The following is a 24,665-nucleotide window of genomic DNA, read 5'->3' as shown; positions in this document are numbered from 1 at the left end:
CTAGGTGAACAGGCCGGCCGTCGCCATCGTCACCCGGCGGCGGGCGGTGGCCTGGTCGTCGGCGAACTGGTCGACCGCCCAGGAGAGGGCGAGGATCAGCTCGTAGGCGTCGTCCACGGTGACGTCCCGGACCGCGTCGCCGGAGGTGCGGGCCGCGTCGAGGAAGTGGCCGATGCGGTCCTTGAGCGGGTTGCCGGTCGGCGCCATCGCCGATGCGGCGTCGGCGTGGGCGGTCGCCAGGCAGTAGGGGAGGTCGTGCCAGATGCGCAGGCGCCAGGTGAGCAGGAACAGCCACTCGGCGAGGGCCTCCCGGGGCGGCCGGGTCTTCGCGATCTGATCGGCCTCGGTCAGGGCGGCGGCGACCGCGGTCTCCATCACCGCGGTGAGCAGGTCGTCGCGGGTCGGGAAGTTGCGGTAGAGGGTCGCGTTGCCGACGCCGGCGCGCAGGGCGATCCCGTCGAGTGAGGCGAGCACGCCCTCGGCGTCGAAGATCTCGCGGGCCGCGGCGAGGATCGCGTCCCGGTTGCGCTGCGCGTCGGCCCGCAGCGGGCGTTTCGCCTCTCCGGCGGTGTTCCGGGCAGTAGCCATCGCCACTCCTTCTTGACTAACTGGGGACTCTCCCCACATAGTTTTTCCGGGGAGCTTCCCCACTTCTTTGAAGGAGTCTAGATGACCACCTCTCTGCAGGGCCGTGTCGTACTCGTGACCGGGGCCAACGGCGGGCTCGGCACCGCGTTCGTGGCGCAGGCGCTGGAGCGGGGCGCGGCCAAGGTCTACGCCGCAGCCCGGACGCCCCGGTCGTGGGACGACAGCCGGATCCACCCGCTCACCCTGGACCTGACCGTGCCCGCCGACGACGCCCGTGCCGCCGCGGCCGCGCCCGATGTCGACCTGCTGATCAACAACGCGGCCGTGGCGCCCGTCGGCGACCTGATCTCGGGAACGGAGGAGGCGCTCCGGTCGATTTTCGAGACCAATTTCTTCGGTACGCTCCGGCTCACGCACGCCTTCACCCCGGTGCTCGCGGCCAACGGCGGCGGCACGGTGCTGAACATCCTCTCCTCGGCGGCGTGGGTCAGCATGCCGACGGGCTACGCGGCGTCGAAGGCGGCCCTCTGGTCCGCGACCAACGGCCTCCGCGCGATCCTGCGCCCCCAGGGCACCCGGGTGATCGGCCTGCTCGTCGGGATGATCGACACGCCGATGTCGGCGGTCTGGAACGTACCGAAGGTGACCCCGGACAGCGTGGTCGCCCAGGCCTACGACGCGGTCGCGGACGGCACGATCGAGGTCATCGCCGACGACCAGACCCGCGAACTGAAGTCCCGCCTGAACACCCCGGCGGAGCAGTTCTACCCGTGGGTCGACGAGCAGATCGCCGCGCTGATGGCCGCGTGAGTCAATCCGTTGCCGCCGCGCCGGGCGGTGCCTACCGTGCGGTGATGCTGACGGCGACCCTCGATGCCCGCGACCCCGGGCGGCTGGCGGATTTCTGGGCCGGCATGCTCGGCCGGGAGATCGCCGGTGCCGGCGTTCCGGTCGGGCTCCGCTTCGTTGCGGAGCGCGGGCCGGGCGCGGGCCCGGGTCGCCGCCTTCATCCGCATCTGACCAGCGCCGACCTCGCCGACCAGCAGCAGACCGTGGCGACGGCGCTGCGGCTCGGCGGCCGTCACCTCGACGTCGGGCAGCGGCCCGAGGAGGGGCACGTGGTGCTCGCCGATCCGGAGGGCAACGAGTTCGTCGTGCGGGGAGACTGAGCCGGGAGCGGACCGGCGGGTTCGTGCGTGTATCCGGTATGGAGACTGACATCGTGCCGGACGGACGCGACCGTGCCGGGCCGGGGCCGGCCTCCTTCGAGAGGTTCTATGCGGACTCCTTCGACCAGGTGTACCGGGCGCTCGCGGTCGCGCTGGGCGATGTGCACCTCGCGCGGGAAGCCGCCGACGAGGGCATGGCGCGGGCGTTCGTCAGCTGGGCGAAGGTGTCCGGCTACGACCGGCCGGCGGGTGGGTGTTCCGGGTCGGGCTGAACTGGGCGACCTCGTGGCGGCGCAAACTGAAGCGCGAACGGTCGATGCCGGAGACCGAGAACGATCTGCCGAGCGTGGACCTGCCGGCGCCGGACGGGGTCGCGGTGGCGGCGCTGGCGAAGCTGCCGGTGGCCGCCCGCGCGGTCGTGGTGTGCCGCGTGCTGTTCGGGCTCTCCGCGTCGTCGACGGCGTGCCGGTGCTCACCGAGGTCGTGCCGGCGATGGCCGGCGCCCACCATCGCACCGGCGGACCGGTGCAGCTGCCGGGTGGCGGGCTGGCAATCGTCCGTTATGTGGCTTCCGCCGACCGGACCAGCGGGTACGACGGTCAGGTCGTGGTGCAGGACGCCGCGGGGAATGCGGGGACTGCGGTGTCCATGACGGGGTCCGGCCTGACCGGGATGAACGTGCGCCGGGGGATGCCGATGGCGGGGAACAGCACCACGCTGTTCCAGTGGCAGTTGCGGAACCCGGGCGGGTCGCAGCCGGTGCTGGTCACCTACCGGATCGCCACCGGGGCCGTGCGGCTGCTGGAGCCCGCGAACAGCGCGGAGTCCGAGTCGACGGTGCAGGGGATGCACGCCACCGAGGATCGGATCGTCGAGTGGCCGGGCCGGAGCGGGGACGCCTGCTCGGCCGAGATCCTGGACACCGCCACCGGGGAGCGGGTCGCGACGCTGCTGCCGTCGATCGCCGGATGCGACCGCGTCACGATGGCGCTCTCCCCGGACGACCGGCAGGTGGCGATGCTGGTGACCGGCACGGCTGGTGACGGGTGGACGCAGCGGGTGGTCGTCGTGGACGCGGCGACCGGGGTGGTCCGGGCGGAGTTCCCGACGCCGGACCTCACGGCGGGCACCGATCCTGACCGGCTGGTGTACGGCATCGCGTGGCAGGGTGCGGGAAGGCTCGTGTATGCCAGAGGGCTTCTGGGTGGGGCGGAGCCCATCGTGCTCTCCCTGCGTACCGGAGAAAAAGGAAGCGGAAGCTGACGACGGAGAGTGACCACCGCCATGTGTTCTGGGATCGGGGGTGGGAACGGGGGCGGCGGCAAGTATGGTCTGTCGCGATCATCGGAGCAGCGACAGGAAGGCCGGCGGACGTGACCCTGGCACAGGAAGCACCACTCCAGCGCAGGGCGCCCGCCCCGGCACCGACCCACGCCTCGCTGATCGTGCACGGGAAGGACCGGACCGGGATCGTCGCGGCGATCAGCGCGGTGCTCGGGAAGCACGACGCCAACATCGTGTCGCTGGACCAGTACTCGGACGATCCGGCCGGTGGGGCGTTCTTCCAGCGGACCGTGTTCAGCGTGGCGAACCTGAAGGCCGTGCTGCCGAAGATCGACGCGGACCTGCAGGCGCAGCTCTCGGAGGGGTTCGACCTCGACTACACGCTGCGGGACATGTCCATCCCGAAGCGGGTGGCGATCTTCGCCTCGAAGTCCGACCACTGCCTGCTCGACCTGCTCTGGCGGCACCGGCGCGGCGATCTGCCGGTCAACGTGGCGATGGTGATCTCGAACCACGCGGACACCGCGGCCGAGGTGCGGTCCTTCGGGATCCCGTTCTTCCACGTGCCGTCCGCCGGTCCGGACAAGTCGGCGGCCGAGGCGGAGCACCTCAAGCTGCTCGCCGGGAACGTCGACTTCATCGTGCTGGCCCGGTACATGCAGATCCTCTCGGGGGACTTCATCGAGCGGGTCGGCGTGCCGATCATCAACATCCACCACAGCTTCCTGCCGGCCTTCATCGGGGCGGGGCCGTACGCGAAGGCCAAGCAGCGTGGCGTGAAGCTGATCGGGGCGACCGCGCACTACGTGACCGAGGACCTCGACGAGGGCCCGATCATCGAGCAGGACGTGGTCCGGGTCGACCACGCGCACACCGTCGCCGACCTGCAGCGCCGGGGCGCGGACGTGGAGCGGGACGTGCTCTCCCGGGCGGTCTCGTGGCACAGCGACGACCGGGTGATCCGGCACGGCAACCACACGATCGTCTTCCCCTAGGGCCGGTTCAGAGCGCGGTGCCGCCCGAGGCGTCGATGATCTGGCCGGTCACCCAGCGCCCGTCGTGGGAGGCGAGGAAGGCGACGACGTCGGCCACGTCGGCCGGTTCGCCGAGCCGGCCGAGCGCGCTGCGTGCCCGTGCCGCCTCCATGGCCTGCGGGTCGTCCTCGAGCCACGCGCTGTTCCTGGTCCTGGTGACGCCGGGGGAGACCGCGTTGACGGTGATCCCGCGTGGGCCGAGCTCCACCGCCAGGCTGCGGGTGAAGGCGTCCAGCGCCGCCTTGCCGGCGCCGTAGGCGATCATCTGCGGGGTGGCGAGGGTGCCCGCCAGGCTGGAGATGTTGACGACCCGGCCACCGTCGCGCAGCCGCGGCAGGGCGAGCTTGGTGATGAAGAACGGCGACCGGACGCTGACGGCGAAGACCTCGTCGAACTGCTGCTCGGTGAGCTCGGGGAGCCGGACGGGGTACGAACTGGCGGCGTTGTGGACGAGGATGTCGAGCTTCCCGCCGGGCGCGTCCGCCCCGCCCGCTTCGTCGAAGGCCGCCCAGAGCCGGGCGGCGTCGCCGTGGGAGCCGAGTTCCGCGTGTACGGCGAAGGCGCGCCCGCCCTCCTTGCCGATCCCCTCCACGGTGTCGACGGCCGCCTGCTCGTCGTGACCGTAACCGATCGCGACGGTCGCCCCGTCCCGGGCGAAGCGTTCGGCGATCGCCCGGCCGATGCCGTGACTACCACCGGTGACGAGGGCGACCTTGCCGCGCAGTGCTCCGGACATGACAGCTCCTTTTTTGAGTGATCATTCAAGAAGGACCGTACACCACTCTTGAGTGATCGCTCTAGAATGAGGGGGTGGACACGTCACCCGCCCGCCGCGGCCGGCCCCCGGCCTTCGATCGCGCGACGGCGTTGGCCGCCGCCACCCGTCTGTTCTGGGAGCACGGCTACGAGGCGACGTCGATCAGCGACCTCACCCGCGAGATGGGTATCCGCCCCGGCAGCCTCTACGCCGCCTTCGGTGACAAGAAGGCACTGTTCAAGGAGGCCGTCGAGACGCACGGCCGGTCCCCGGTCGGCGGTTTCATCTGCGCCGCCATGTCCGGGGAGGCCACCGCCTACGAGTCCTTCCACCGCATCCTGCGCGACGCGGCGGCGCTCTACACCGACCCGGCCACGCCCCCGGGCAGCCTGCAGTGCAGCGCCGCGGCCAACGTCACCGCGGCCGACGGCGACGTCGCCGCGTACCTGTGCGACCTGCGCAACGCCGACCTGGACACCTTCGAGAAGCGCCTGGCCGCAGCCCGGGACGGCGGCGAACTCCCGGAGACGGCCGACCCGCGCGCGCTGGCCGCCTACTTCGCGACCGTCATCGGGGGCATGTCCCAGCGTGCCCGCGACGGCGCGACCACGGCCGAACTCCTCGCGACCGCCGACCTGGCCATGGCCCCGTGGCCGGTCCCGTGATCAGCGTTTGAACGCCACGCCGCCGATCATCGTGTAGTAGCTGTCCCGCTGGGCGGCCTCCGCCTCGGCGGCGGGACGCCACTCGGCGAGCGGGACCAGCCCCGGTGCGAGGAGTTCGAAGTCGCCGAAGTACGCCTCGATCTCCGCGCGCCGCCGCCACCGGCCGGTGCCCAGCGTCTCGTTGAAGACCCGCTCGGCGTCCTTCACCGTGAGCGACGTCTCAGGGTGCTCGTCCGCCGGATCCCAGAAGTGGATGATCGCCAGGAAACTCCCCGGCGGCAGCGCGTCCCGCAGCAGGTCGGCGATCCGGCCCGGGTCCTCGTCGTCGTGCAGGTGGTGCAGGATCGACAGGAGCAGCAGGCCGACCGGCTCCTCGAAGTCCAGGTACTCCCGGACGACCGGGTGGTTCAGGATCGCCTCGGGGGAGCGTACGTCGCCCTCGATGATGGTGCTGGTGCCCTCGTCGGCGAGCAGCGCCCGCCCGTGGACCAGGACCATCGGGTCGTTGTCGACGTAGACCACCTTGACGCTCGGATCGGCGTCCTTCGCGACCTGGTGCACGTTGGTGGCGGTGGGCAGCCCGGACCCGATGTCGAGGAACTGCCGGATGCCCTGCTCGGCGGCGAGGTGGTGCACGACGCGGCGCAGGAACGCCCGGCAGGCCCGTCCGGCCTCCTGCGCGTCCGGCATGATCTCCAGGGCGCGCCCGGCGGCCATCCGGTCGATCGCGAAGTTGTCCTTGCCCCCGACCATGAAGTCGTAGACGCGCGCGATGCTGGGTGTCGTCACATCGACGCCCGGCGGCGCCGTCTCCTCCGCGGCCATGCGGGGATGCTAATCGAAATATTTGAGTACGTCAGCCGCGTGGGGGCCAGCGCTCGCGCACGGAATCCCGCCGCTGTCGCCCGCGTGGCCGCCAGGGCGTCGCCCGCGTGGCCGCCAGCTGTTGCCCGCGTGGCCGCCAGCCGTCGCCCGCACCCCGCCGCCCTGGCGCCGGGCTGGCGCTGTCCGCACGGAATCCGGCCGCCGTTACCTGAGTCGTCGCCGGCCGTTCGCCCGCCGCACTCGCCGTCGTGGATCGGCGGTTCCGCCGGCCAGGGTTCGGTCGTGGACCGGCTGGGCGGCGCCTGCGGGCGGTGGGCTGGCGTTCCGGGTGTCTCGGGCCGGTCGGCTGGTGGTCCGGGGTGTCTCGGGCGCTCCGATTGACCCGTGAACGCCAGCCACGAAGATCATCCCTGCGGTTGATCATGAAACCGGGCCGGCGCTGACGTGGGGAATCCGGTCGCTGTCAGCCGTGTCGTCGCCCGCCGGGTGTGGGCGGAACGGCGTGTCGAGTGCCGAATTCGGGCGTACCCGGAAAGGAACGGCCTGGTGCGGAGGCAGGCGCCGCACCAGGCCGGGGTTGGGGGCCGTCAGACGGTGACCGGGGCGGGCTCGGTGGCCGGCTTCGGGGCGTCGGTGTGGCCGCGCAGGGGGATCTGGCGGATGAAGAGGGCGACCACGATGCCGGTGGCGGCGGCGATCGCGCCCCAGGTGAAGGCGGCGCCGATGCCGTCGGTGACGGCCTGGGCGAATGCGTGCTGGACGGATTCGGGCAGGGCGCGCAGGGCGGCCGGGGTCATGCCGGCCGCGGAGCCGCCGGCCGAGGAGGCGGTGCCGCCGGTGCTGTCGGCGAGGGAGTCGAGCAGCGTGTTCGTGTAGAGGGTGCTCAGCAGGGAGACGCCGAGCGAGCCGCCCATGTTGCGGAGGAAGGTGGCCGCCCCCGTGGCGGCACCGATCGCGTTCAGGGGTGCGCTGTTCTGGGCGATCAGCATGGTGGTCTGCATCAGACAGCCCATGCCGGCGCCGAGGACGGCCATGTACGCGCCGGTGACCAGGCGTGACGTGTCGGTGCCCATGGTGGCGAAGAGGGCCAGGCCGATGGTCATCAGGATGGTGCCGATGATGGGGAGGGCCTTGTAGTGGCCGGTTCGGGTGATCAATTGTCCGCCGGCCAGGGAGACGACCATGGCGGCGATCATCATGGGCATCAGGAGCAGGCCGCTGTTGGTGGCCGAGGAGCCCTGGACGTACTGCTGGAACTGCGGCAGCAGGGTGATGCCGCCGAACATCGCGAAGCCGACGATGAGGCTGAGGACGCCGGCGAGGGTGAAGTTGCGATTGGCGAAGACCGCGAGGGGCATGATCGGCTCGGCGGCGCGGCGCTCGACCGTCACGAAGGCGACGAACGCGGCCACGGTGACGGCGAGCAGGCCGAGAATGGTCGGCGAGCTCCAGTCGTACCGGCTGCCGCCCCAGGTGGTGATCAGGACGAGCGTGGTGATCCAGGTGGTGAGCAGCGCGGTGCCGAGCCAGTCGATGCGGACGTCGCCGGCGCCGCGAGGGAGCTTGGCCAGGACGAACCAGCAGACGCCGAGGGCGACGACGCCGAGCGGCAGGTTGACGTAGAACGCCCAGCGCCAGTTCAGGTTGTCGGTGATGAAACCGCCGACCAGCGGGCCGCCGATCATGGCGACCGGCATGACCGCCATCATCACGCCCTGGTACTTGGCACGGTCGCGGGGCGGGACGATGTCGGCGAGCACCGACATCACGCCGACCATCAGGCCGCCGGCGCCGAGGCCCTGGAGGGCGCGGAAGCCGACCAGCTCGCCCATGTTCTGCGACATGCCGCAGAGGGCCGAGCCGATCAGGAAGATCACGATCGAGGAGAGGAAGGTGATGCGGCGGCCGAGCAGGTCGCCGAGCTTGCCCCAGATCGGGGTGGCGACCGTGGAGGCCAGGATGTAGCCGGTGGTCACCCAGGCCAGGTGGTCCAGGCCGCTCAGGTCGCCGACGATCGTGGGCAGTGCGGGCGCCACGATCATGTTGTCCAGCATGGCGAGCAGCATCGCCACCACGAGGCCACTCATGGTCACCATGATCTCGCGATGGGTGAACGTAGTGGGTTTGGCAGCTTCTTCGGTCACGGTAGACGCCTTTCGGTTCCTCACTTACCGGCCGGTCAGTAGACTACTTGCCGCACGGTAAGTTGGCAATCCGGCCCCGGGCGACCACGATCGTCAAGAAGAACGAGGGCGAGAAGAACGAGGGAAGGACACGGCACGATGGTTACGGCGGGACAGCGGCGCGGCGCCGACACGAAGGCGGCGATCCGTGCGGTGGCCATCGAGCTGTTCACCGAGAAGGGGTACGAAGCGACCTCGCTCCGGGAGATCGCCGAGCGGCTGGAGATCACCAAGGCGGCGCTCTACTACCACTTCAGCAGCAAGGAGAGCATCGTCGCGTCGATCTTCGAGGCGCATCTGGCCTCGCTCGACGAGATGGTCGCCTGGGCGAAGGAGCAGCCGCCCGGCCCCGACCTGCGCGTCCAGATGGTCGACCGGATGGTGGACATGGTCACCGGCGAGGGCCTGCCGGCGATGCGGTTCGCGATGGCCAACCAGCAGGTCGTCCGTGACCTGAAGCCACACCCGGGCAAGGGGTTCGACCGGTTCACCGAGCTCTTCGACCTGGTGACGGGGCCGGACGCGACCCTGGAGGAGACGCTGCGGATCCGGGCGGCGCTACTGAGCGTGAACGTGGTGCTGATGGCTGCCCGGGACCTGAACGCCACCGACGAGGAGATCGCGAAGGTGGCCAGGGACATCGCCCATCAGCTGATCAAGGACTGACGAGACGCGGGCTGACGAGACGCGGGCTAACGGGGCCGGTACGGCGTCCGCGGCGTCCGGGGGCGCTCCGGACCGGTGGCGCGCCGCGTCCGGGCGCGGGCGGCCGGGATCGCCGGGGTGCAGGTCGCCGGATTGCCCGCGCGCAGCAGGCGGGACTGGGTGGCCAGCACCGCGCTCCAGTCCACCCGGGGCGGGGAGAGCCGGTTCTCCGGACGGTCGAACCAGGGGTCGCTCGCCGAGGTGCGGGGCTTGCGGGGGTACGCGAGCAGGCAGCACAGGGCGAGCGACGCGAGGAAGACGCCGAGCGCCGAGGTGTCGTCGACCCGCCGTGCGGGCAGGTCGGCGAGGGTGATCCCGGTGCTGATCAGGGACGCCGCGATGGTCAGACCCCAGCGTGCCAGCGGGGAGCTCCGGCGCCGGGGCCGGTCGGTGACGATGTCGTCGGCGAACTCGTCGGGCGTACCGAGGGCCTGGCAGGGACTCTCGGCGCTGGCCTCGAACCAGGCGTGCGCGCCCCGGATCAGGGTGTTGGCCTCGCGGCGGGATATCCCACGGTCGGCGAGGGCGCGGCGGGCGAGGGGTTCCCACTGGGCGAAGGTGACGACGGCCGCGTGATGTCCTCGGTTCTCCACGTGTACACGATGCCCCGCTTGACCTGAAGAAACGCTGAAATCACCGGTTCGTGGACGGTTCACGGCGGTGTGGCCCGGTCCCTCTCGAGGACGCGCTGGAAGCGGAGTTCGGCCGCTCGGCAGGCGTCGATCACCTCGGAGCGGCGGACCGCCAGGCGCATCCGCCGTCCGGGTGGTGGTGCCCACGGCGGCGGCGCGCCGTATCCCCGGTAGGTGCGGAAGGCGAAGACCAGATCGTCGCCGGTGGCCTCCAGGGTCAGGCTCAGATGGTCGAAGGTGTCGCCGAGGTAGAGCCGCCGCGCGGGCCGGGCACCCGGGCTCTCGGCGAGGCCGCAGAGGTGCCGCAGGTCCTGAAGGTGCGGGTACAGGGCGGTGGTGGAGGCGTCGCCCAGCGCCACGTCGCGGATGTAGAGCTGGAAGATCCCGAAGCGGCCGTCGTCGCTGGTCGGGGTGTACTCGGCCCGGAACTCCGCGATGTCGCCGGCGCCGACCGTGGTGTCCCACCGGATCGCGCGGTGCCAGATCAGGGACCACGGCAGGCCGGTACGCCGTGACGCGGGAAGCCGGGTGCCGACCGGATCCCAGGACGTCACCCCGCACTGCGGACAGTCCCTCGGCGGCCGGACGGTCCCGCAGGCCGGGCAGCGGCCGGCCGGGGACTCGCCGGACCGGTACGCGGTGATCAGCCGGTCCACCACCACAGGCAGGGGCTCGGCCGGGTGCCGCTCCGGATCCGGGCACCAGGCCAGCCACCCGGGTGAAACGTGCCAGGACTCCTCGCGGCCCGGGGTGCGCCGTCCGGCGGCCTTCTCCCGCCGGCGCCGCAGCGCGAACGCCCGCGCCTCGGTCAGCCAGAGTCGCCGGGCGTCCTCGAGCTCGTCGAGAGCACGGGTGAGCGACGCGGGATCCGCCTCCAGGCAGACCGGGATCCCCGCGTGCAGGACCAGGTGGTGCCAGGTGGCGCGGAAACCGTACGGCGCGAAGTGCAGGACGCACTCGCGGAGGGCGAGCAGTCTTCGGCGCGGCGGCAGCCCGGTGTTCCGGACATGGGCGGCCTGTGCCGGGAAGCTGCTCACCCCGGACAGCCTAGGGCAGTCACGCCGCCGAGCGACTCCCCACCGGTGCGACAATCGCGTCGGCGCGGTGTCCGGGATGCGGCAGAGATCATTCAAGACCGCTTTCCGGTACGTCCATCGCCGCGTACAGGGCACTGTGGCCGGTGGCGCGCGGGTAGGTTGGCCGGATGCGCCTGACGAAGTATTCCCATGCGTGTATTCGGATCGAGGACGGTGACCGGGTTCTCGTGATCGATCCGGGAGTGTTCTCCGAGGCGGAGGCGCTGGACGGGGCCACGGCCGTGCTGATCAGTCACGAGCACGAGGATCACGTCGACGTGGACAAGATCGCGGCGGCCCGGGCGGTCGACCCGGGGCTCGGCGTGTTCGCGTACCCGAGCCTGGCCTTGACCTTGAAGGCGACGGCGGTGCAGCCCGGGGAGACCTTCAGCGCGGACGGTTTTCAGGTGACGGCCGTCGGCGGGGAGCACGCCGAGATCATCGACGGGCTGCCGGGGTGCCCGAACCTCGGCTATCTCGTCGAGGGCGTCTACCATCCGGGTGACGCGCTCTTCGTGCCCGAGGAGCCGGTGGAGACGCTGCTGGTGCCGGCCTCCGGGCCGTGGCTGAAGCTGCGCGAGGCGATCGAGTTCGTGCGCGCGATCCGGCCGGCCCGGACGTTCCCGATCCACGACGTCAACCTCAGCGCGCTCGGCCTGGCGAACTTCGACGGCTGGCTGGAGGACGAACCGGCCACCACGTACGCCCGGATCGCGCTGGGCGGCTCGGTCGAGCTCGGCTGAGCGTCCCGTGAGGCTGATCGTCCCGTGAGGCTGAGCGTCCCGTGAGGCTGAGCGTCCCGTGAGGCTGAGCGTCCCGTGAGGCTGAGCGTCCCGTGAGTCACCGTGGGCGCAGTTCGCCGGAGCCGCGGGGGATCAGCCTGGTCGGGATCGCGAACCGGGTGGGCGGGCCGGCGTCCCCGTTGATCCGGCGGAACAGGGCCTGCGCCGCGGTCCGGCCCATCGTCACCGGGTCCTGGGCGATCACGGTGACCGGCGGGTCGAGCAGGTCGGCGAGGGGGAAGTCGTCGAAACCGACCAGCGCGACCCGGTCCTGGCGGTCGAGTGCGCGCAGCGCCCGTACGGCCCCGGTGGTGACCGTGTTCCGGGTGGTGAAGAGCGCCGTCGGGGGATCGTCGTGGCCCAGTAGCTCCAGCACCGCCCGGACGGCCGCGTCGGTGCTGGTCACGCCCTCGACGATGAGGGCCGGATCGGGGCGGACACCCGCCTCGCGCAGCGCCGACAGGTAGCCGGCCCGGCGCTGGCGTGCGGTCGGCACCACCGGGCGGTCGCCGATGCAGGCGATCCGGGTATGACCGTTCCTGATCAGGTGACGGGTGGCCTCGGCGGCGCCGGCGACGTTGGTGGAGAGCACGGTGTCGGCGGCGATCCCGTACCCGGGGCGGTCGACGAACACGACCGGGGTGTCGGTGTGCAGCTCATCGTCGAGGCTGGTCCCGTCCGGGCCGAGCGGCACGATGATCAGGCCGTCCGCCCGGCGCGTGATGAAAGCCCTGGCCAGCTCGCCCTCGCGTTCCGGGCAGGCGCCGACGCTGCCGATCAGCACGTGGGTGTCGTGCAGGCGGGCGACGTCCTCGACCGCGCGGTGCAGGGCGGCGAAGAACGGGTTGGCCACGTCCTCGACCATCAGCCCGATCGTGCCGGTGCGGTGGTCGCCCCGGCGCAGGGTGCTGGCGCCGTGGTCGAGGCGGTAGTTGAGGGTCGCGATGGCGTCGTTGACCTGGGCGGCGAGCGGCGCGGAGACCGAGCCCTCGCCGTTGACCACGCGGGACACCGTCTTCAGGCTGACTCCCGCGACGCGGGCGACGTCCTTCATGGTCGGGCGCCCCGGAGGGCCGGTGAGCCTGTTGCCACGCACGAGTTGACCTCCCGGGGGCGAGTAACTGTAAGGATTGCGTACAGATGCACGGTGTTGACATTGAATGACGGGTCGCGTCTACTTCTGACAACGTTGTCTCGGCGCATTTGGATCATTCCGTGTCGATCGACTTCTTCGGCGGCCATCGGGAGGTATCGGTGCACGTGACTACGCGATCACGAGGCGGCCGGTCCGTCTGATCGCTGTTCAACCGGCGATGTGGGAACGTGCACAGACTCTCAGGGAAAGGGATGATCCCGTGCCGCTCACCCCGCGTGACATCGACGCCATGGCGTTCCAGCGGCCCGCCGTCGGATCGCGTGGCTATCACGAGGGCGAAGTCGACCTGTTCCTCGAGGACGTGGCCGAGGAGATGCGACGCCTGGCCGCCGAGAACCAGGCCCTCGCCGAACACCTGCAGTACGGCGACATGGTCGGCCACCTGCGCCGACTGGAGAAACAGTGCGCCGAGGCCGAGGAGCGCGCCCGCGCCCTGGAGGACGAACTGCTCCAGGCCCGGCTCGCCGCCCGGTCCGTGACGCCGCCGTCGGCGCCGGTCGACCCGCGGATGATGGAGATGGCCGAACGCACCGCCGACCAGCACATGGCCGAGGCCCGCCGGGAGACCGAGGCGCTGCTGCGCAAGGCCACCACCGAGGCCGCCCTGATCGTCAGCGACGCCGAGCTGCGCGCGTCCACGATCGTCGCCGACGCGCGGCACACGCACGCGGAGACGATCGCCGGGCTCGGCCCCAGCCGCGACGCCACGCTCAAGGGCATCGACGACCTCTGCCAGATGGCCCGGCGCTACCGGGAGGCCCTCGCCGACGACATGGCCCGCCGCCTGCACGACCTCACCGGCGGTGCGCCCGGTTCCGCTCGGGCCTGACGGTCACGCCCCGTTGTCGCGTACGGTCGAACGCCTGCCGTCTCAAGAGGAGGGGCCTCTGGTGCCGTCTGCGAAACCGATCATCTGGTCGTGGATCGCGAGGCCGGGCCGGTCCACGCGCACCATCGACTACACCGCCATCATCCGCGCCGCGATCGCCATCGCCGACCGGGAGGGCCTCGACGCCGTCTCGATGCGCAAGGTCGCGGCGCGGATCGACCGCGGGACGATGTCGCTCTACCGGCACGTCGCCACCCGTGACGACCTGATCGAGCTGATGTACGACCACGTGCTCGGCGAGGTCGTCGCGGGGCTGAGCAGCGGTCCGCAGGGCGACTGGCGAACCGGGCTGACCCGGCTGGCCCGGGCGATGCGGGCGCTGAGCCTCCGGCACCCGTGGGCCGCGCCGCTCGGCAGCCGCCCGCCGCTGGGGCCGAACGCGCTGCGGATCCTGGAGTACGCCACCTCCTGCGTGGACGGCCTGGGGCTGACCGTCGACCAGATGATGGACCGGGTGGCGACGACGATGCAGTTCACCCAGGGGTTCGTCCAGGCCGAACTGTCGGAGTCCGAGGCGCGGCGGCGGGCCGGCCTCTCCGAGCCGGGCTGGCAGGACTGGATCACGCCGTACCTGACGAAGGTCCTGAGCGAGGGCAACCACCCGCACCTGGAACGGATCATCCGGGACACGGACGACGGCCTGTCCCAGGACACGGTCTTCGAGCGCCGCCTGACGATGGTCCTCGACGGCCTGAGCACCAGTCTGCCCCGCTGACGCCGGCCGCGGGGTCAGCGGATGCCGCGGAGGAGGCCGGCGAAACCCGCGGGGTCGCGCAGGTGGGGGAGGCGGTCGCCGCCGAGGTGCGCCTCGGGCAGCGCGCCGGCCCGGACCTGGGCGGGCGCCGTCGTGGTGGCCAGGGCATCGGACCAGGACCGGAACGGGCGGAGCGGGGCGGTGCCCGGGCGGCGCACGGCGAACTGGCGGTACGGCTCCGGCACGCCGTCCAGGTCGCACTCCCCGCCGGGCGCGGCGGTGTCCACGGCGATCACGGTGTGGGTCGCGTAGCGGGCCGCGAAGACCTCCGCGAGCAGGGCGGACTCGGCGTGGGCGACCAGCACCGGGGCGCGCCGCAGATCCAGGCGGAGCACCAGCATGGCCAGGTCGTGGGCGAGCCGGTCGGGCGCGCAGTCGTCCCGGGGCGCCGACTCGCCGTGTCCGGGCAGGTCGACGGCGAGCACCGAACCGGCCCCGTGCAGCTCGGCGGCGACCGGCCACCACATGGTCCGGTCGTAGCGGAGCCCGTGCAGCAGGATCATCGGACGGCCGAATCGGCCCCACCGGTCGTACACGAGAAGGTTCTTGGGGGTGCCGAAGGCGTGCGTGGTGCGGCGTGGCGGTAGCGGGTGCACGACGGTTCGTCTTCCTGTTCTGCGGTCACGAGCACGTGCCGCCGGTATCCCGGGACACATGGGGATAACGGGGGGAACGGGGGGAACGGCGCGGCGGAACGGGCCACCCTATAGTTGACCGGTGTCCGCCGCGGTCAGCTTCAGCGTCGGTGCGGGATACGCCGTCTACCGAGGTCCGAGCGGGGACGGCCGTCTCCATTCCCACGCCGCCTTCCAGATCGCCGTCGCCGTCCGGGGCGAGGTGGCGATGCTCGATGCGGAGGGTGCCGAGCATCGCGCCGGTGTGCTCCTGGTTCCGCCGATGGTGCGGCACCGCCTGCTCCCCGCTTCCGCCCTGCGCACCATGTACGTCGAGCCGCATTCGGCTCTCGCGGATCTGCTCCGGCGGCGTTGCGCGGGGCGTCTGGTCGCGGCACCGGAACTGCGGGATCTGGGCGAGGCCGAGCTGGATCGGGGCTTCTCCGCGGCGCTCGATCCGCGCCTGCTGGCGGCGCTGGCGATCCTGCGGGAGCGGCCGGTCGCGATGCCCGCGCTCGCGGCCGAGGTCGGGCTGTCGGCGCCGCGGCTGCGGGCGCTGGCGCACGCGCAGCTCGGGATGCCGCTGACCAGGTGGCGGGCGTGGTCGGGCCTGCACCGGGCGGCGGAGGCGCTCCGGGCCGGGGAGTCGCTCGCCGGGGCCGCGGCGACGGCGGGCTTCGCCGACCAGGCCCACCTCACGCGCCGCATGCGGGAGATGATCGGATTGACACCCGCCGCGGTGCTCCCGGTCCTGCGTGGCGACCGGCAGATGACAGTTCCGTGACGGGGCCGCGGGCCGATTGCCAGCGCGCCGAGGGGGAGGTTTACTGCCCCGGGACACGATGTGGTGATGGGCGGTGTATTCCGTAATGTCGGCGAGGCAGACGCGGCGGGAGTTCGAGGAGATCGTCCGCCGGCTGGTGGACGAGGACCCGGCGTTCGGCTCCGTCACCCCACGGTTGCCGCTGGTCCTGGTGGCCGTCGGCGGCGTGCTGCTCTGGGCCGCGCTCTCCATCCTGATGGTGATCTGGGGCGGCCCCGGCGTGCTCCTCGCCTGCGTCGCGGTCGCCGTCGCGGCCGGGGTCGGCATAGCGCTCACCCGCCCCTGAGAAAAACTCCGAGAACAGATCGAAAAGCCATTGTCAAATATTCCGCGAAAATCGTAGGCCACGATTCTGGGCGGTACGGCAATATTCGTTTCATCACACGGGTCGCGCTGGCATTCGCGCCATTCCGGAAACTACTGTGCCCGCCATGAGCCGACCGGATGCCGTCGCCGAGGAACAGGAATTCCTCGATACGGCCATGACCCTCCACGACCGCCTGGCCGCCCATCTGGCCACCGAGATCGCCGGCGCGTCCACCGACGACGTCGGCCGCGCCCGCCGACGTTCGCTGGAGCAGCAGCGCCAGGAACTGCTCCGCGCCCGCGACGGCCTGGTCTTCGGCCGCCTCGACGCCCTCGACGGCACCACCCTGCACGTGGGCAGAATCGGACTGCGCGAGGGCGACGCCGACCCCGTCGTCCTCGACTGGCGTGCCGGTGCGGCCCGCCCGTTCTACACGGCGACCGCCCGCGAACCCCAGGGTCAGGCCCGCCGCCGCCATATCCGGGCCACCGGGTCCGTGGTCACCGGCGTCGACGACGAACCCCTCGACGGGGCCGCGGGCGGCGACCTGGTCGGCGAGGGCGCGCTGCTCTCCGCCCTGGACCAGCGGCGCACCGGCCACATGGCGACGGCGATCTCGACGCTGCAGACCGAGCAGGACGCGATCATCCGCGCCGAGGCGACCGGCCCGCTGATCGTCCAGGGTGGTCCGGGCACCGGGAAGACCGTGGTCGCGCTGCACCGGGTGGCGTACCTGCTCTTCACCCACCGCCGGATGGCCGACCAGGCGGTTCTCGTGCTCGGCCCGTCGCCCCGCTTCCTCGACTACATCGCCCAGGTCCTGCCGGCGCTCGGCGAGACCGCCGTGGTCTCCGCGACCTGCGACACCCTGATCCCGGGCGTGGCCGTGGCGCGCACCGAACCTCGCGAGCTCGCCGAGATCAAGGGCCGGGGGCTGTGGCAGTCCGCGATGGAACGGTACGTGCGCGCCCTGCTCCCACGTCCCCGTGACCTGACCCTGCGCTGGGCGGGCGAGTCCTACGTGATCGGCGCCGACCGGGTGTCCGGGCTGCGTGCCGCCGCCGTCTCGGGTCGCTCGTACCACCGGGCCCGGGCGGCCTTCGCCGAGCAGCTCCACCAGGTCCTGGCCGAGATGATCGTCGATCGCCGGGCCGCCCTGCTCGACGAGATGGAGGAGGGACTGGAGGAGTTGCTGGCCCGTTTCGATCGCCGCCGGAAGAACGATCCGCCGCCGGCCCCCGGCAGCGACGCGGACGACGCGCCGTCGGTCGAGGAGTTGCGCGACGAGATCGCGGAGAGCCCGGCGGTCGAGCGTTTCATCGAGACCTGGTGGCCGACCCGCACCCCGCAGGCCGCGCTGCGCCGGCTGCTCGGCGACGCCGCCCTGCTCGCCAAGCTCACCCCTGACCTCGCCGCGGACGAGATCGAACTGGTCGCCGCCGAGCCCGGGGCGCTGTCCGCGAGTGACATCCCGCTGCTCGACGCGATCGCCGACCTGCTGGGCGAGGCGGAGATCGAGAAGCCGGCGCCGGAGGGTGAGTCGATCGCCGACCTGGCCCGGGCCCGGCGGGACTGGACGTACGGACACGTGGTGATCGACGAGGCGCAGGAGCTCTCCGAGATGCAGTGGCGGATGGTGCTGCGCCGCTGCCCCGCGCGCTCGATCACCGCGGTCGGCGACATCGACCAGGCGGAGGCCGCGCACCGGCACACCAGCTGGTCAGAAGCGGTCAGCGCGACTCTCGGCGACCGCTGGACCCCGGCCGAGCTGACCATCTGCTACCGCACGCCGCGCGAGGTGATGGACCTGACCGCCCCGATCCTGGCGAAGGCCGGCAGCCGCAACACCCCGCCGCGCGCGGTCCGTTCCTCGGGTGTCCCGCCATGGGAAAGAACGGTCACGCCCGCGGAGTTGCTCGACGCCGCCACCTCGGCCGTGCAGGACATGCGCGAGCGCTGGTCCGGCGGCACGGTCGGCGTGATCGCCCCATCGTCCCTGATCCCGGCCTTGATCCCGGTGCTCCCCGACGTCCCGATCATGACGGCGACCCAGTCCAAGGGCCTCGAATGGGACGCGACCCTGCTGATCGATCCGCACACCATCGCCGCCACCCCGCGCGGCGGGAACGCCCTCTACGTCGCCCTCACCCGATGCACGCAGGAGCTCGGCCAACTCCTGGTGAATTCCTGAAACCTTTTCCCGTACGGTCCTCGCGCCCACCCCGCGCTCAACAGGCGGCCTCTCCTGCGGCGATGCACCCGATCGTCGAACGGCTCCATTCCCGTAGGACCGCGGCCTGGTCACCGGTCAATCCCGCGAAGAAGTGGCGCCGAATGTTCTCCCCGTGACCGAGGACGGCGTTCTCCGCGGCTTCGCGTCCCTTCCCGGTCAACCCGACTCCGGTCCGGCGCCCGTTGGACTCGTGGTCGGTCCGGCTGACGAGGTCGCGGCTCTCCATCCGGGTCAACTGGTGCGCGACGCGGCTCTTCTCCCAGTCCAGCGCCGCGGCGATCGTGGCCGGCAACATCCGCGCGCGGCTCGCCGGTGCCCCGCCCTCGTCGCTCCACTCCCCGTCGGCGGTCCGGCGGATCCTGCTCCCGCTCGGTCCCCACGCGGGCGTCGGCCGGCTACCCACCCCGGACGGTCCCGCCGCGGCCCCCGTCGAGGTGGTCCGGGAGCGTAAGGGCGCCGACCTCTTCACCGCCCGATTCGCCGAGCGTTTTCGATAGGCCGGCCACATAGATGGAAATGGACCCGGTCGCCGTCGAAACCACTTCCTTCTCGCGTACGTCCGCAAACCCGGCCAGAGTGATCAGCTCGGGAAGCAGGCCATCGGCATGGGGTTGGGTGTCCTCTCTCCCGTCGGCGAACTGCACCGCGCGGAAGGCGAGCCGCATCGATCGCGTGCGCTGCAGCCCGTAATCGGCGATCACCAGCCGGCCCTCGGGACGCAGAACGGCGGCCATCTCGCGAAGAATCGCCCGCTTGGCCGTCATCGGGCACTGATGCAGCACCAGACTGGAGACGACGGTGTCCGCCGATTCCGGCCCGAGCGACGCGACCAGTGAGTCACCCATTCCGGTCAGCCACCGGGCGTCGGCTCTGCGTTCCGCGATCGCGAGCATCTCCGGATCCGGATCGACGCCGACGACGCGGGCCCGGGGCTCGACCCGGTTGATCGTCGCGATCAGCGACCCGGTCCCGCAGCCGACATCGACGATGGTCTCCCCGGCCCGGGGCGCGACGTGCATGACGGTCAGCGCCCGCCACAGCCGCTCCCGGGTCAGGGCCACCACGGAGTCGTAGAACCGGGTGGGCGCGAACCGTCCCAGCGCCGGCGTGTAGGTCGTCATGCCGGCAGTCTCCGTGCCGCCCACCGCCGTCGTCTTGAACCGAACGCTCGCCGCGCGTCACCCGGTCAGCAGGCGCCAGGTGGTGAGGTCTCGCTCAGCCGGTCAGCAGGGGCCACGTGGTGAGGTCTCGCTCAGCCGGTCAGCAGGCGCCACGTGGTGAGGGCGATCCGGGCGCGGGTCACCCCCGGCGGCGTGGTCAGGTCGACGCCCAGGGCGCGGCCGATCTGCTCGACCCGGCGCGCCACGCTGCTGTGGTGCAGGTGGAGCAGGTCGGCGGCGCGCCGGACGGAGCCCGCGACACAGTACGCGTCGAGCGTGGCCAGATCCTCCGGTGACCCGGCGAGGCGATCGATCGCTGAAACGTCCGGATTCGCGCGGGCGACCGGCCCGGGCACCTCGGCGAGCAGAGCGAGCGCGCCCAGGTCGTCGAAGCGGATCACCGGCTCGCGGGTCGTGGCGAACCGCAGCGCCGTGCGCGCCGCACGCCACGAGGAGCCGACACCCGCGCGGACCCCGTCCGGCATCGCGGACAGGTCGAAACCGGTCGCCAGGATGACCGCGGCGTCGGTGAGCGGTGCGGCCTTCACCGGGCGGGACGGGCAGAGCGCGGCCGCGATCCGGTCCAGGGGGAGGCCGGAGCGGACCGCGGCGACGTGCAGCGGTACGCCGGTGGGGAACCCGAGCAGGCGCAGGGCGCGCGTACGGGAAGGATCGTCGGCGTCCGGGCTGATCACCAGCTCGACCAGCGCGGGGTCGGCCATCGTGGTCCGGGCCGGGCCGTGGCGCTCGACGACCGTGGCCGCGGCGATGGCGAGCCGGTCGAGCAGCACCTCGTCGAGGGGGAGCGGGGGAGAGGCGCGCTCCAGCCAGGCGGTGCCGATCTCCTCGTCGTCCAGGGTGATCGGGAACGCGCTCGACGGCGGGCCCGGCGTGGTCGTGGCGGGACGGCCGTCCGGGGCGTACCGCAGGGTCCGGCCCGATCCGTGCAGGCGGATGCCGGTGACGCACTCGGCCAGCCCGGCGGAGGCGCGGGCCAGCGCGGGCAGGTCGACGCGGCGCCGCATCAGCGTGTCGTAGAACGCGACGACCCGGATGGCGTCCTCGACGTACGAGTCCAAGCCGGACAGGCGAACCGCAAGCGCCTCCATACAGCGGAGCATAGAGCCGATCGGCGCGCGAGCGGTGCCGGATGCGCGACGGTTGGCGGATGATGGGCCGGGTGGCAGCCTGGACGATGACCGGTATGGATCCCGAACTCGAAGCCTTCCTCCCGTTCCTGCCGCCCAACGACCTGACCGACCCGGTGACCGCCCGCAAGAATCTGACCGCCATCGCGGCGAGCCGCCCGGTGCCGGACACCTCGGCGATGACGATCGAGGATCTGCTGGTCCCGGCCGATCCACCGGTCCCGGTCCGCGTCTACCGGCCGGACGGCGCCCGGGGAACGGTGATCTGGCTGCACGGCGGGGGCTCGGTGATGGGCACCCTGGACACCGAGCACCCGTGGGCGGCGGCGATCGCCGGGCTCTCCGGCGCGGTGGTGATCTCGGTGGAGTACCGGCTGTCCCCGGAGAACCGGTTCCCGGCGGCGCTGGACGACGCGTACGCGGTGCTGACCTGGGCCGCCGAGCGGGGCGGGCCGATCGCGGTCGGCGGGCACAGCGCCGGGGGCGCCCTGGCCGCCGGGATCGCGTTGCGGGCCCGCGACGAGGACGGCCCGGCGATCCGGTTGCAACTGCTCAACGAGGCGGGCCTCGACGACCGGCAGCGGACCTGGTCGGCGCGGGCGTTCACCGACACGCCCTGGCTGGACCGCGGCAAGGTGGCCGCGGGCTGGCGGCACTATCTCGGGGACGCCGAGGCCACCCGGTACGCGGCACCCGCCCGGGAGACCGACCTGTCCGGGCTGCCACCGGCGTACATCGCGACCGCCGAACTCGACCCGAACCGGGACGAGGACATCGACTACGCCGTACGCCTGCTGCACGAGGGTGTCCCGGTGGAGCTGCACCAGTGGCCGGGGACCTTTCACGGGTCCCTCGCCATCCAGTCCGCCGACATCTCCCAACGGCAGATCGCGACGCTGACCGCCGCGCTCCGGCGGGCGCTGGCCGGTTGAGTCATCGTGGCCATCGCCCTGCCACGCCGCTGCACCCGAACCACAACCCGCGATCACTGGGCCACCGTCCCGCCCGGCCGATTCTCGCGGATACGTTCGCCGCCCCCGAGGCGACGTCACTGGAGGAAGCGAGCCATGACGGTCCCGATGATGCGCAGCCAGCCGGACGCCCCCGCCGTGGAGTCCCGCTTCCTGGCCGCGGAACGCTACCGCGCCGCGGTCGCCGAGGTCCCGGAGGTGCTGGAACTCGCCGCCGAGGCCTGCCAGGCGCCGATGGCCGCGCTCAAGGTGATCGGCGGTGGCAGCGCGCACTTCGCCGCCACGCTCGGCATCCAGACGGTCGTCGACGTGCCGCAGTCCATGTCCCTCTGCGACATCGTCTCGTCCGCCGCGAACACCATGGTGATCGACGACGCCAGCCGCGACCCGCGCCTCTCCACCCACCCGCTGGTCCGCGGCACCGAACACGTCCGCTTCCTCGGCGCCGCGCCGCTGCACCACGAGGGCCAGATCGTCGGCGCGCTCTGCGTCTTCGACGACGCCCCACGCCGCCGCAACACCGAGGCCACCGTACGCCTGCTGTCCCGGATCGCCCGTCGCATCGACGCGGAGACCGGTCTGCGGCACATGCTCACGCACCGGGCTTTTCCGGTCGCCGCAGATCAGGATGACGTGGTCTCGGCGATCTCCCACGAGATCCGTACGCCGCTTGCCACGATCCGCGGCAACCTGGAGCTGCTCACCGACACGCCGGGCGCGATCGCCCCCGGTTTCGAGCGTCGGGTGGACGCCATCACCCGCAATGCCGAACGCCTCTGCCGTACGGTGGACAACCTGCTCAGGGCGGTGAACCACCAGGTGCACGAGCCGGTCGGCGACCGTCACCTCACCGACTTCGCGGGCGTGGTGCGCGCGTCGGTGGCCCAGGTCACCGAGCGTACCGATCAGCTGCGGCTGGACCTGCCGGAGGCACCGGTCTGGATCACCGCCGACCCGCGCCTGCTGGAGGTCGCGATCGGTCACCTGCTGAGCAACGCGTTCTGTTTCGGCGGCCCGGACAAGCCGGTGATCGTCACGCTCGACAGCTACCCGCAGCCCACACTGACCATTCGTGATCACGGCCCCGGCCTGCCCGAGAGCGAGCTCGCGACGCTCGGCGCGCCCTTCGCCCGCGGCGAGGTCGCCCAGCGCGACGAGATGCCCGGCCTCGGCCTCGGCCTGTCGATCAGCCGCCGCATCGTGGAGGCGCAGGGCGGCGGCCTGCGCCTGGAGAGCCGCCCCGGCGCCGGCGTCACCGCCCGCATCATCCTCCCCGGTACGCACCTCCTCTGACCGTTCCACCCCCATACCCCGGATCGCCAGCCCGCCGTGCTGAGACACCCCGGATCGCCAGCCGGCCGGCCGAGCCACCCCGGATCGCCAGCCCACCAGTCTGAGACACCCCGGAGCACCAGCCAGAACCCGTCAGTGGACCAGGAAGTCCTCGCCGAGCAGGGAGCGCAGCCGGGTCAGTGCCCGCGCGTTGCGCATCTTGACCACCGAGGCCGAGACACCGAGGATCGAGGCCACGGTCTCCACGCTGTGATCCTCGGCGTGCCGCAGCACCAGCACCGCCCGATCCTCGACGCTGAGCCGCGCCAGCGCGTCGACGAGAGCGAGCCGCAGCTCCGGAGTCCCACCGTCGGCCGCGTGTTCCGGCATCTCGGCGAGGACGACCTCGGAGCTGCTGCAGCGCCCCTGCCGATCGAAGACCAGGTTCATCAACACCCTTCTGCTGTACGCATCCACGCTGCCCCCGTCCCGGATCCGCTCCCACGAGGCGTACACCTTGGCGAACGTGTGCTGCGCCAGGTCTTCCGCGAGGTGCCAATCCCGGCACATCAGGTAGGCGGCGCGCCGCAGCCGGGTCCCGGACGCCTCCACGAACGCGGTGAACTCCGCATCCCGCACCACCACGGCCCGCCGCCTGCCGCCGCCCCGTCCGCCGGCCCGTTCGCCGGCTTGTTCGCCGCTCCGCTCGTTGCCCCGCTCGCCAGCTCGTTCGTCGCCCCACTCGCCGCCCCGTTCGCCGGCTTGTTCGCCGCTTCGCACGCCGGCTCGGCTGTTCTCCTGTCCGCCGGCTCTCCCACCGGTCCTTCTGCCGCTGAACAGGGTCACAGAACCCCTCCGACCGGGGCGGACGCCGGGCACTTCCGGCCGATGACCAGTTGGACGCCGTCCGTCGACGCGTACTCCGCCCGGAACGCCGTGAACTGGTCCGGTTCCGACAGCCGTACCCGGTACGACTGCGGGAACTGGTCCGCCGCGACCGCCGTGACCAGGTCCGGCTCGTCGGCCCACCGGGCACGGAACCGCTGGTACGCCTGATCCCGGCTGTCGAAGAGCACCGTTTCCACACGTGAATCGCCGTTCAGCGCGTCTGCCAGCGCGGCCTGCCGCTCGGCCGTGACGCCCTCGTCCAGAAAGACGACCGCATCGGTGGCGCCGGACTTCACCGTTTTCGCCCAGCACCCCGGCGCCGCGGACGGCGCCATCGCCGCCTCGATCGTCACCGGCGGCGTAGACGACGACGGCGTGCCACCCGCGAGGCTCACACCGGTCACAGCACCGAGCACGGCCACCACACCGGCCGCCGCACTCACGGCCACCACCCGCCGTCGCCGCTCCCGGATCCGCCCACCCTCAGCGATCGCCGCCACCGCCATCGCCCCGTGATCGGCGCCGGGATCGTCCTTCACCGCCAGGTCGAACTGTTCCCGCAGGCTCGGTTCCACAGCCACTCCTCCAAGTCAGGTCTCTGCTCATAGGACTGGCCGACCCGGCAATCCGGTCACACCCCCACCCACACCGTGCGCCGCGCATGCCCGTGCCTGTGCCCGTGCTCGCGCGCATGCCTGTGCCTGTGCCTGTGCTCGCGCGCATGCCTGTGCCTGTGCCTGTGCTCGCGCG

At 72.0% G+C, this 24,665-nt stretch carries 28 protein-coding genes; 15 read left to right on the top strand and 13 right to left on the bottom strand.

Annotated elements, in window-relative coordinates; all coding sequences use genetic code 11:
* Window positions 1-588, bottom strand: coding sequence for a TetR/AcrR family transcriptional regulator (locus tag AB0M08_RS15615; RefSeq protein WP_364493022.1), 588 nt, complete (start codon window positions 586-588; stop codon window positions 1-3).
* Between the two features lie 81 nt (window positions 589-669).
* On the opposite strand from AB0M08_RS15615, the gene AB0M08_RS15610 reads away from it, so the two are divergent.
* From AB0M08_RS15610 to purU, 5 genes are all read left to right on the top strand, one after another.
* Window positions 670-1,398, top strand: a complete 729-nt coding sequence (locus AB0M08_RS15610; protein ID WP_364493020.1) for an SDR family oxidoreductase — start codon at window positions 670-672, stop codon at window positions 1,396-1,398.
* Between the two features lie 44 nt (window positions 1,399-1,442).
* A complete protein-coding gene (locus AB0M08_RS15605; RefSeq protein ID WP_364493018.1) occupies window positions 1,443-1,757 on the top strand; it encodes a VOC family protein in 315 nt (104 codons plus the stop codon).
* A 53-nt stretch (window positions 1,758-1,810) separates the two neighbouring features.
* Complete coding sequence (locus AB0M08_RS15600; RefSeq protein WP_364493016.1) at window positions 1,811-2,029, top strand: hypothetical protein; 219 nt, start codon at window positions 1,811-1,813, stop codon at window positions 2,027-2,029.
* A 151-nt stretch (window positions 2,030-2,180) separates the two neighbouring features.
* Window positions 2,181-3,020 (top strand): hypothetical protein, encoded by an 840-nt coding sequence (locus tag AB0M08_RS15595; RefSeq protein ID WP_364493014.1) that lies wholly within the window; start codon window positions 2,181-2,183, stop codon window positions 3,018-3,020.
* A 116-nt stretch (window positions 3,021-3,136) separates the two neighbouring features.
* Window positions 3,137-4,036, top strand: a complete 900-nt coding sequence (gene purU / locus AB0M08_RS15590; RefSeq protein WP_364493185.1) for a formyltetrahydrofolate deformylase — start codon at window positions 3,137-3,139, stop codon at window positions 4,034-4,036.
* 7 nt (window positions 4,037-4,043) lie between these two features.
* Here the strand turns inward: purU and AB0M08_RS15585 are convergent, their stop codons facing one another.
* Window positions 4,044-4,811, bottom strand: coding sequence for an SDR family oxidoreductase (locus tag AB0M08_RS15585; RefSeq protein WP_364493012.1), 768 nt, complete (start codon window positions 4,809-4,811; stop codon window positions 4,044-4,046).
* A 74-nt stretch (window positions 4,812-4,885) separates the two neighbouring features.
* On the opposite strand from AB0M08_RS15585, the gene AB0M08_RS15580 reads away from it, so the two are divergent.
* Window positions 4,886-5,497 carry a TetR/AcrR family transcriptional regulator gene (locus AB0M08_RS15580; protein WP_364493010.1) on the top strand — a complete coding sequence of 204 codons (612 nt, stop codon included), beginning with the start codon at window positions 4,886-4,888 and terminating at the stop codon, window positions 5,495-5,497.
* Here the strand turns inward: AB0M08_RS15580 and AB0M08_RS15575 are convergent, their stop codons facing one another.
* Both AB0M08_RS15575 and AB0M08_RS15570 read right to left on the bottom strand, forming a co-directional pair.
* A complete protein-coding gene (locus AB0M08_RS15575; RefSeq protein WP_364493008.1) occupies window positions 5,498-6,322 on the bottom strand; it encodes an SAM-dependent methyltransferase in 825 nt (274 codons plus the stop codon).
* Between the two features lie 587 nt (window positions 6,323-6,909).
* The gene (locus tag AB0M08_RS15570) at window positions 6,910-8,466 is read right to left on the bottom strand and encodes an MDR family MFS transporter (RefSeq protein ID WP_364493006.1); all 1,557 of its coding nucleotides are present in this window, start codon (window positions 8,464-8,466) and stop codon (window positions 6,910-6,912) included.
* A gap of 138 nt (window positions 8,467-8,604) precedes the next feature.
* Here AB0M08_RS15570 and AB0M08_RS15565 point away from each other — a divergent pair, with 138 nt between their 5' ends.
* A complete protein-coding gene (locus AB0M08_RS15565) occupies window positions 8,605-9,171 on the top strand; it encodes a helix-turn-helix domain-containing protein (protein WP_364493004.1) in 567 nt (188 codons plus the stop codon).
* A gap of 26 nt (window positions 9,172-9,197) precedes the next feature.
* On the opposite strand, the gene AB0M08_RS15560 is transcribed toward AB0M08_RS15565, so the two are convergent.
* Entirely contained in the window at window positions 9,198-9,803 is a 606-nt protein-coding gene (locus AB0M08_RS15560) for a hypothetical protein (protein WP_364493002.1), read from the bottom strand.
* Window positions 9,804-9,862: 59 nt separating this feature from the next.
* Window positions 9,863-10,879 carry a hypothetical protein gene (locus AB0M08_RS15555; protein WP_364493000.1) on the bottom strand — a complete coding sequence of 339 codons (1,017 nt, stop codon included), beginning with the start codon at window positions 10,877-10,879 and terminating at the stop codon, window positions 9,863-9,865.
* 167 nt (window positions 10,880-11,046) lie between these two features.
* On the opposite strand from AB0M08_RS15555, the gene AB0M08_RS15550 reads away from it, so the two are divergent.
* On the top strand, window positions 11,047-11,661 hold the full coding sequence (locus tag AB0M08_RS15550) for an MBL fold metallo-hydrolase (RefSeq protein ID WP_364492998.1): 615 nt from the start codon (window positions 11,047-11,049) through the stop codon (window positions 11,659-11,661).
* A gap of 97 nt (window positions 11,662-11,758) precedes the next feature.
* Here the strand turns inward: AB0M08_RS15550 and AB0M08_RS15545 are convergent, their stop codons facing one another.
* On the bottom strand, window positions 11,759-12,754 hold the full coding sequence (locus AB0M08_RS15545) for a LacI family DNA-binding transcriptional regulator (protein WP_364492997.1): 996 nt from the start codon (window positions 12,752-12,754) through the stop codon (window positions 11,759-11,761).
* Between the two features lie 301 nt (window positions 12,755-13,055).
* Between AB0M08_RS15545 and AB0M08_RS15540 the strand changes: the two genes are divergently transcribed.
* A complete protein-coding gene (locus tag AB0M08_RS15540; RefSeq protein WP_364492995.1) occupies window positions 13,056-13,685 on the top strand; it encodes a DivIVA domain-containing protein in 630 nt (209 codons plus the stop codon).
* A 61-nt stretch (window positions 13,686-13,746) separates the two neighbouring features.
* The gene (locus AB0M08_RS15535) at window positions 13,747-14,460 is read left to right on the top strand and encodes a TetR/AcrR family transcriptional regulator C-terminal domain-containing protein (protein ID WP_364492993.1); all 714 of its coding nucleotides are present in this window, start codon (window positions 13,747-13,749) and stop codon (window positions 14,458-14,460) included.
* A 14-nt stretch (window positions 14,461-14,474) separates the two neighbouring features.
* Here AB0M08_RS15535 and AB0M08_RS15530 read toward each other — a convergent pair whose 3' ends face one another.
* The gene (locus AB0M08_RS15530; RefSeq protein ID WP_364492992.1) at window positions 14,475-15,095 is read right to left on the bottom strand and encodes an alpha/beta hydrolase; all 621 of its coding nucleotides are present in this window, start codon (window positions 15,093-15,095) and stop codon (window positions 14,475-14,477) included.
* Window positions 15,096-15,216: 121 nt separating this feature from the next.
* Here AB0M08_RS15530 and AB0M08_RS15525 point away from each other — a divergent pair, with 121 nt between their 5' ends.
* The 3 genes from AB0M08_RS15525 (at window position 15,217) to AB0M08_RS15515 (ending at window position 18,434) form a co-directional block, all read left to right on the top strand.
* Entirely contained in the window at window positions 15,217-15,897 is a 681-nt protein-coding gene (locus AB0M08_RS15525; RefSeq protein ID WP_364492990.1) for a helix-turn-helix domain-containing protein, read from the top strand.
* 85 nt (window positions 15,898-15,982) lie between these two features.
* On the top strand, window positions 15,983-16,222 hold the full coding sequence (locus AB0M08_RS15520) for a hypothetical protein (RefSeq protein ID WP_364492988.1): 240 nt from the start codon (window positions 15,983-15,985) through the stop codon (window positions 16,220-16,222).
* Between the two features lie 145 nt (window positions 16,223-16,367).
* A complete protein-coding gene (locus AB0M08_RS15515) occupies window positions 16,368-18,434 on the top strand; it encodes a UvrD-helicase domain-containing protein (RefSeq protein ID WP_364492986.1) in 2,067 nt (688 codons plus the stop codon).
* Between the two features lie 37 nt (window positions 18,435-18,471).
* On the opposite strand, the gene AB0M08_RS15510 is transcribed toward AB0M08_RS15515, so the two are convergent.
* The 3 genes from AB0M08_RS15510 to AB0M08_RS15500 form a co-directional block, all read right to left on the bottom strand.
* Complete coding sequence (locus AB0M08_RS15510; RefSeq protein ID WP_364492984.1) at window positions 18,472-18,879, bottom strand: hypothetical protein; 408 nt, start codon at window positions 18,877-18,879, stop codon at window positions 18,472-18,474.
* Window positions 18,872-19,597 carry a class I SAM-dependent methyltransferase gene (locus AB0M08_RS15505; protein ID WP_364492982.1) on the bottom strand — a complete coding sequence of 242 codons (726 nt, stop codon included), beginning with the start codon at window positions 19,595-19,597 and terminating at the stop codon, window positions 18,872-18,874. The genes AB0M08_RS15510 and AB0M08_RS15505 overlap by 8 nt, the downstream gene beginning before the upstream one ends.
* Before the next feature lie 131 nt (window positions 19,598-19,728).
* Entirely contained in the window at window positions 19,729-20,745 is a 1,017-nt protein-coding gene (locus AB0M08_RS15500; RefSeq protein ID WP_364492981.1) for a helix-turn-helix domain-containing protein, read from the bottom strand.
* A 95-nt stretch (window positions 20,746-20,840) separates the two neighbouring features.
* On the opposite strand from AB0M08_RS15500, the gene AB0M08_RS15495 reads away from it, so the two are divergent.
* On the top strand, window positions 20,841-21,716 hold the full coding sequence (locus tag AB0M08_RS15495) for an alpha/beta hydrolase (RefSeq protein WP_364492979.1): 876 nt from the start codon (window positions 20,841-20,843) through the stop codon (window positions 21,714-21,716).
* A gap of 135 nt (window positions 21,717-21,851) precedes the next feature.
* Window positions 21,852-23,048 carry a GAF domain-containing sensor histidine kinase gene (locus AB0M08_RS15490; protein ID WP_364492977.1) on the top strand — a complete coding sequence of 399 codons (1,197 nt, stop codon included), beginning with the start codon at window positions 21,852-21,854 and terminating at the stop codon, window positions 23,046-23,048.
* Window positions 23,049-23,180: 132 nt separating this feature from the next.
* Here the strand turns inward: AB0M08_RS15490 and AB0M08_RS15485 are convergent, their stop codons facing one another.
* Together AB0M08_RS15485 and AB0M08_RS15480 are read right to left on the bottom strand one after the other, a co-directional pair.
* A complete protein-coding gene (locus tag AB0M08_RS15485) occupies window positions 23,181-23,807 on the bottom strand; it encodes a SigE family RNA polymerase sigma factor (RefSeq protein WP_364492975.1) in 627 nt (208 codons plus the stop codon).
* Window positions 23,808-23,869: 62 nt separating this feature from the next.
* Complete coding sequence (locus tag AB0M08_RS15480) at window positions 23,870-24,490, bottom strand: permease-like cell division protein FtsX (protein ID WP_364492974.1); 621 nt, start codon at window positions 24,488-24,490, stop codon at window positions 23,870-23,872.
* Between the last annotated feature and the right edge of the window lie 175 nt (window positions 24,491-24,665).

It is taken from the genome of Actinoplanes sp. NPDC051851 (genome assembly GCF_040681165.1).
Taxonomy (GTDB): domain Bacteria; phylum Actinomycetota; class Actinomycetes; order Mycobacteriales; family Micromonosporaceae; genus Actinoplanes.
The sequence above is the reverse complement of the archived record's forward strand: the minus strand, read 5'-3'. Positions and strand labels throughout refer to the sequence as shown.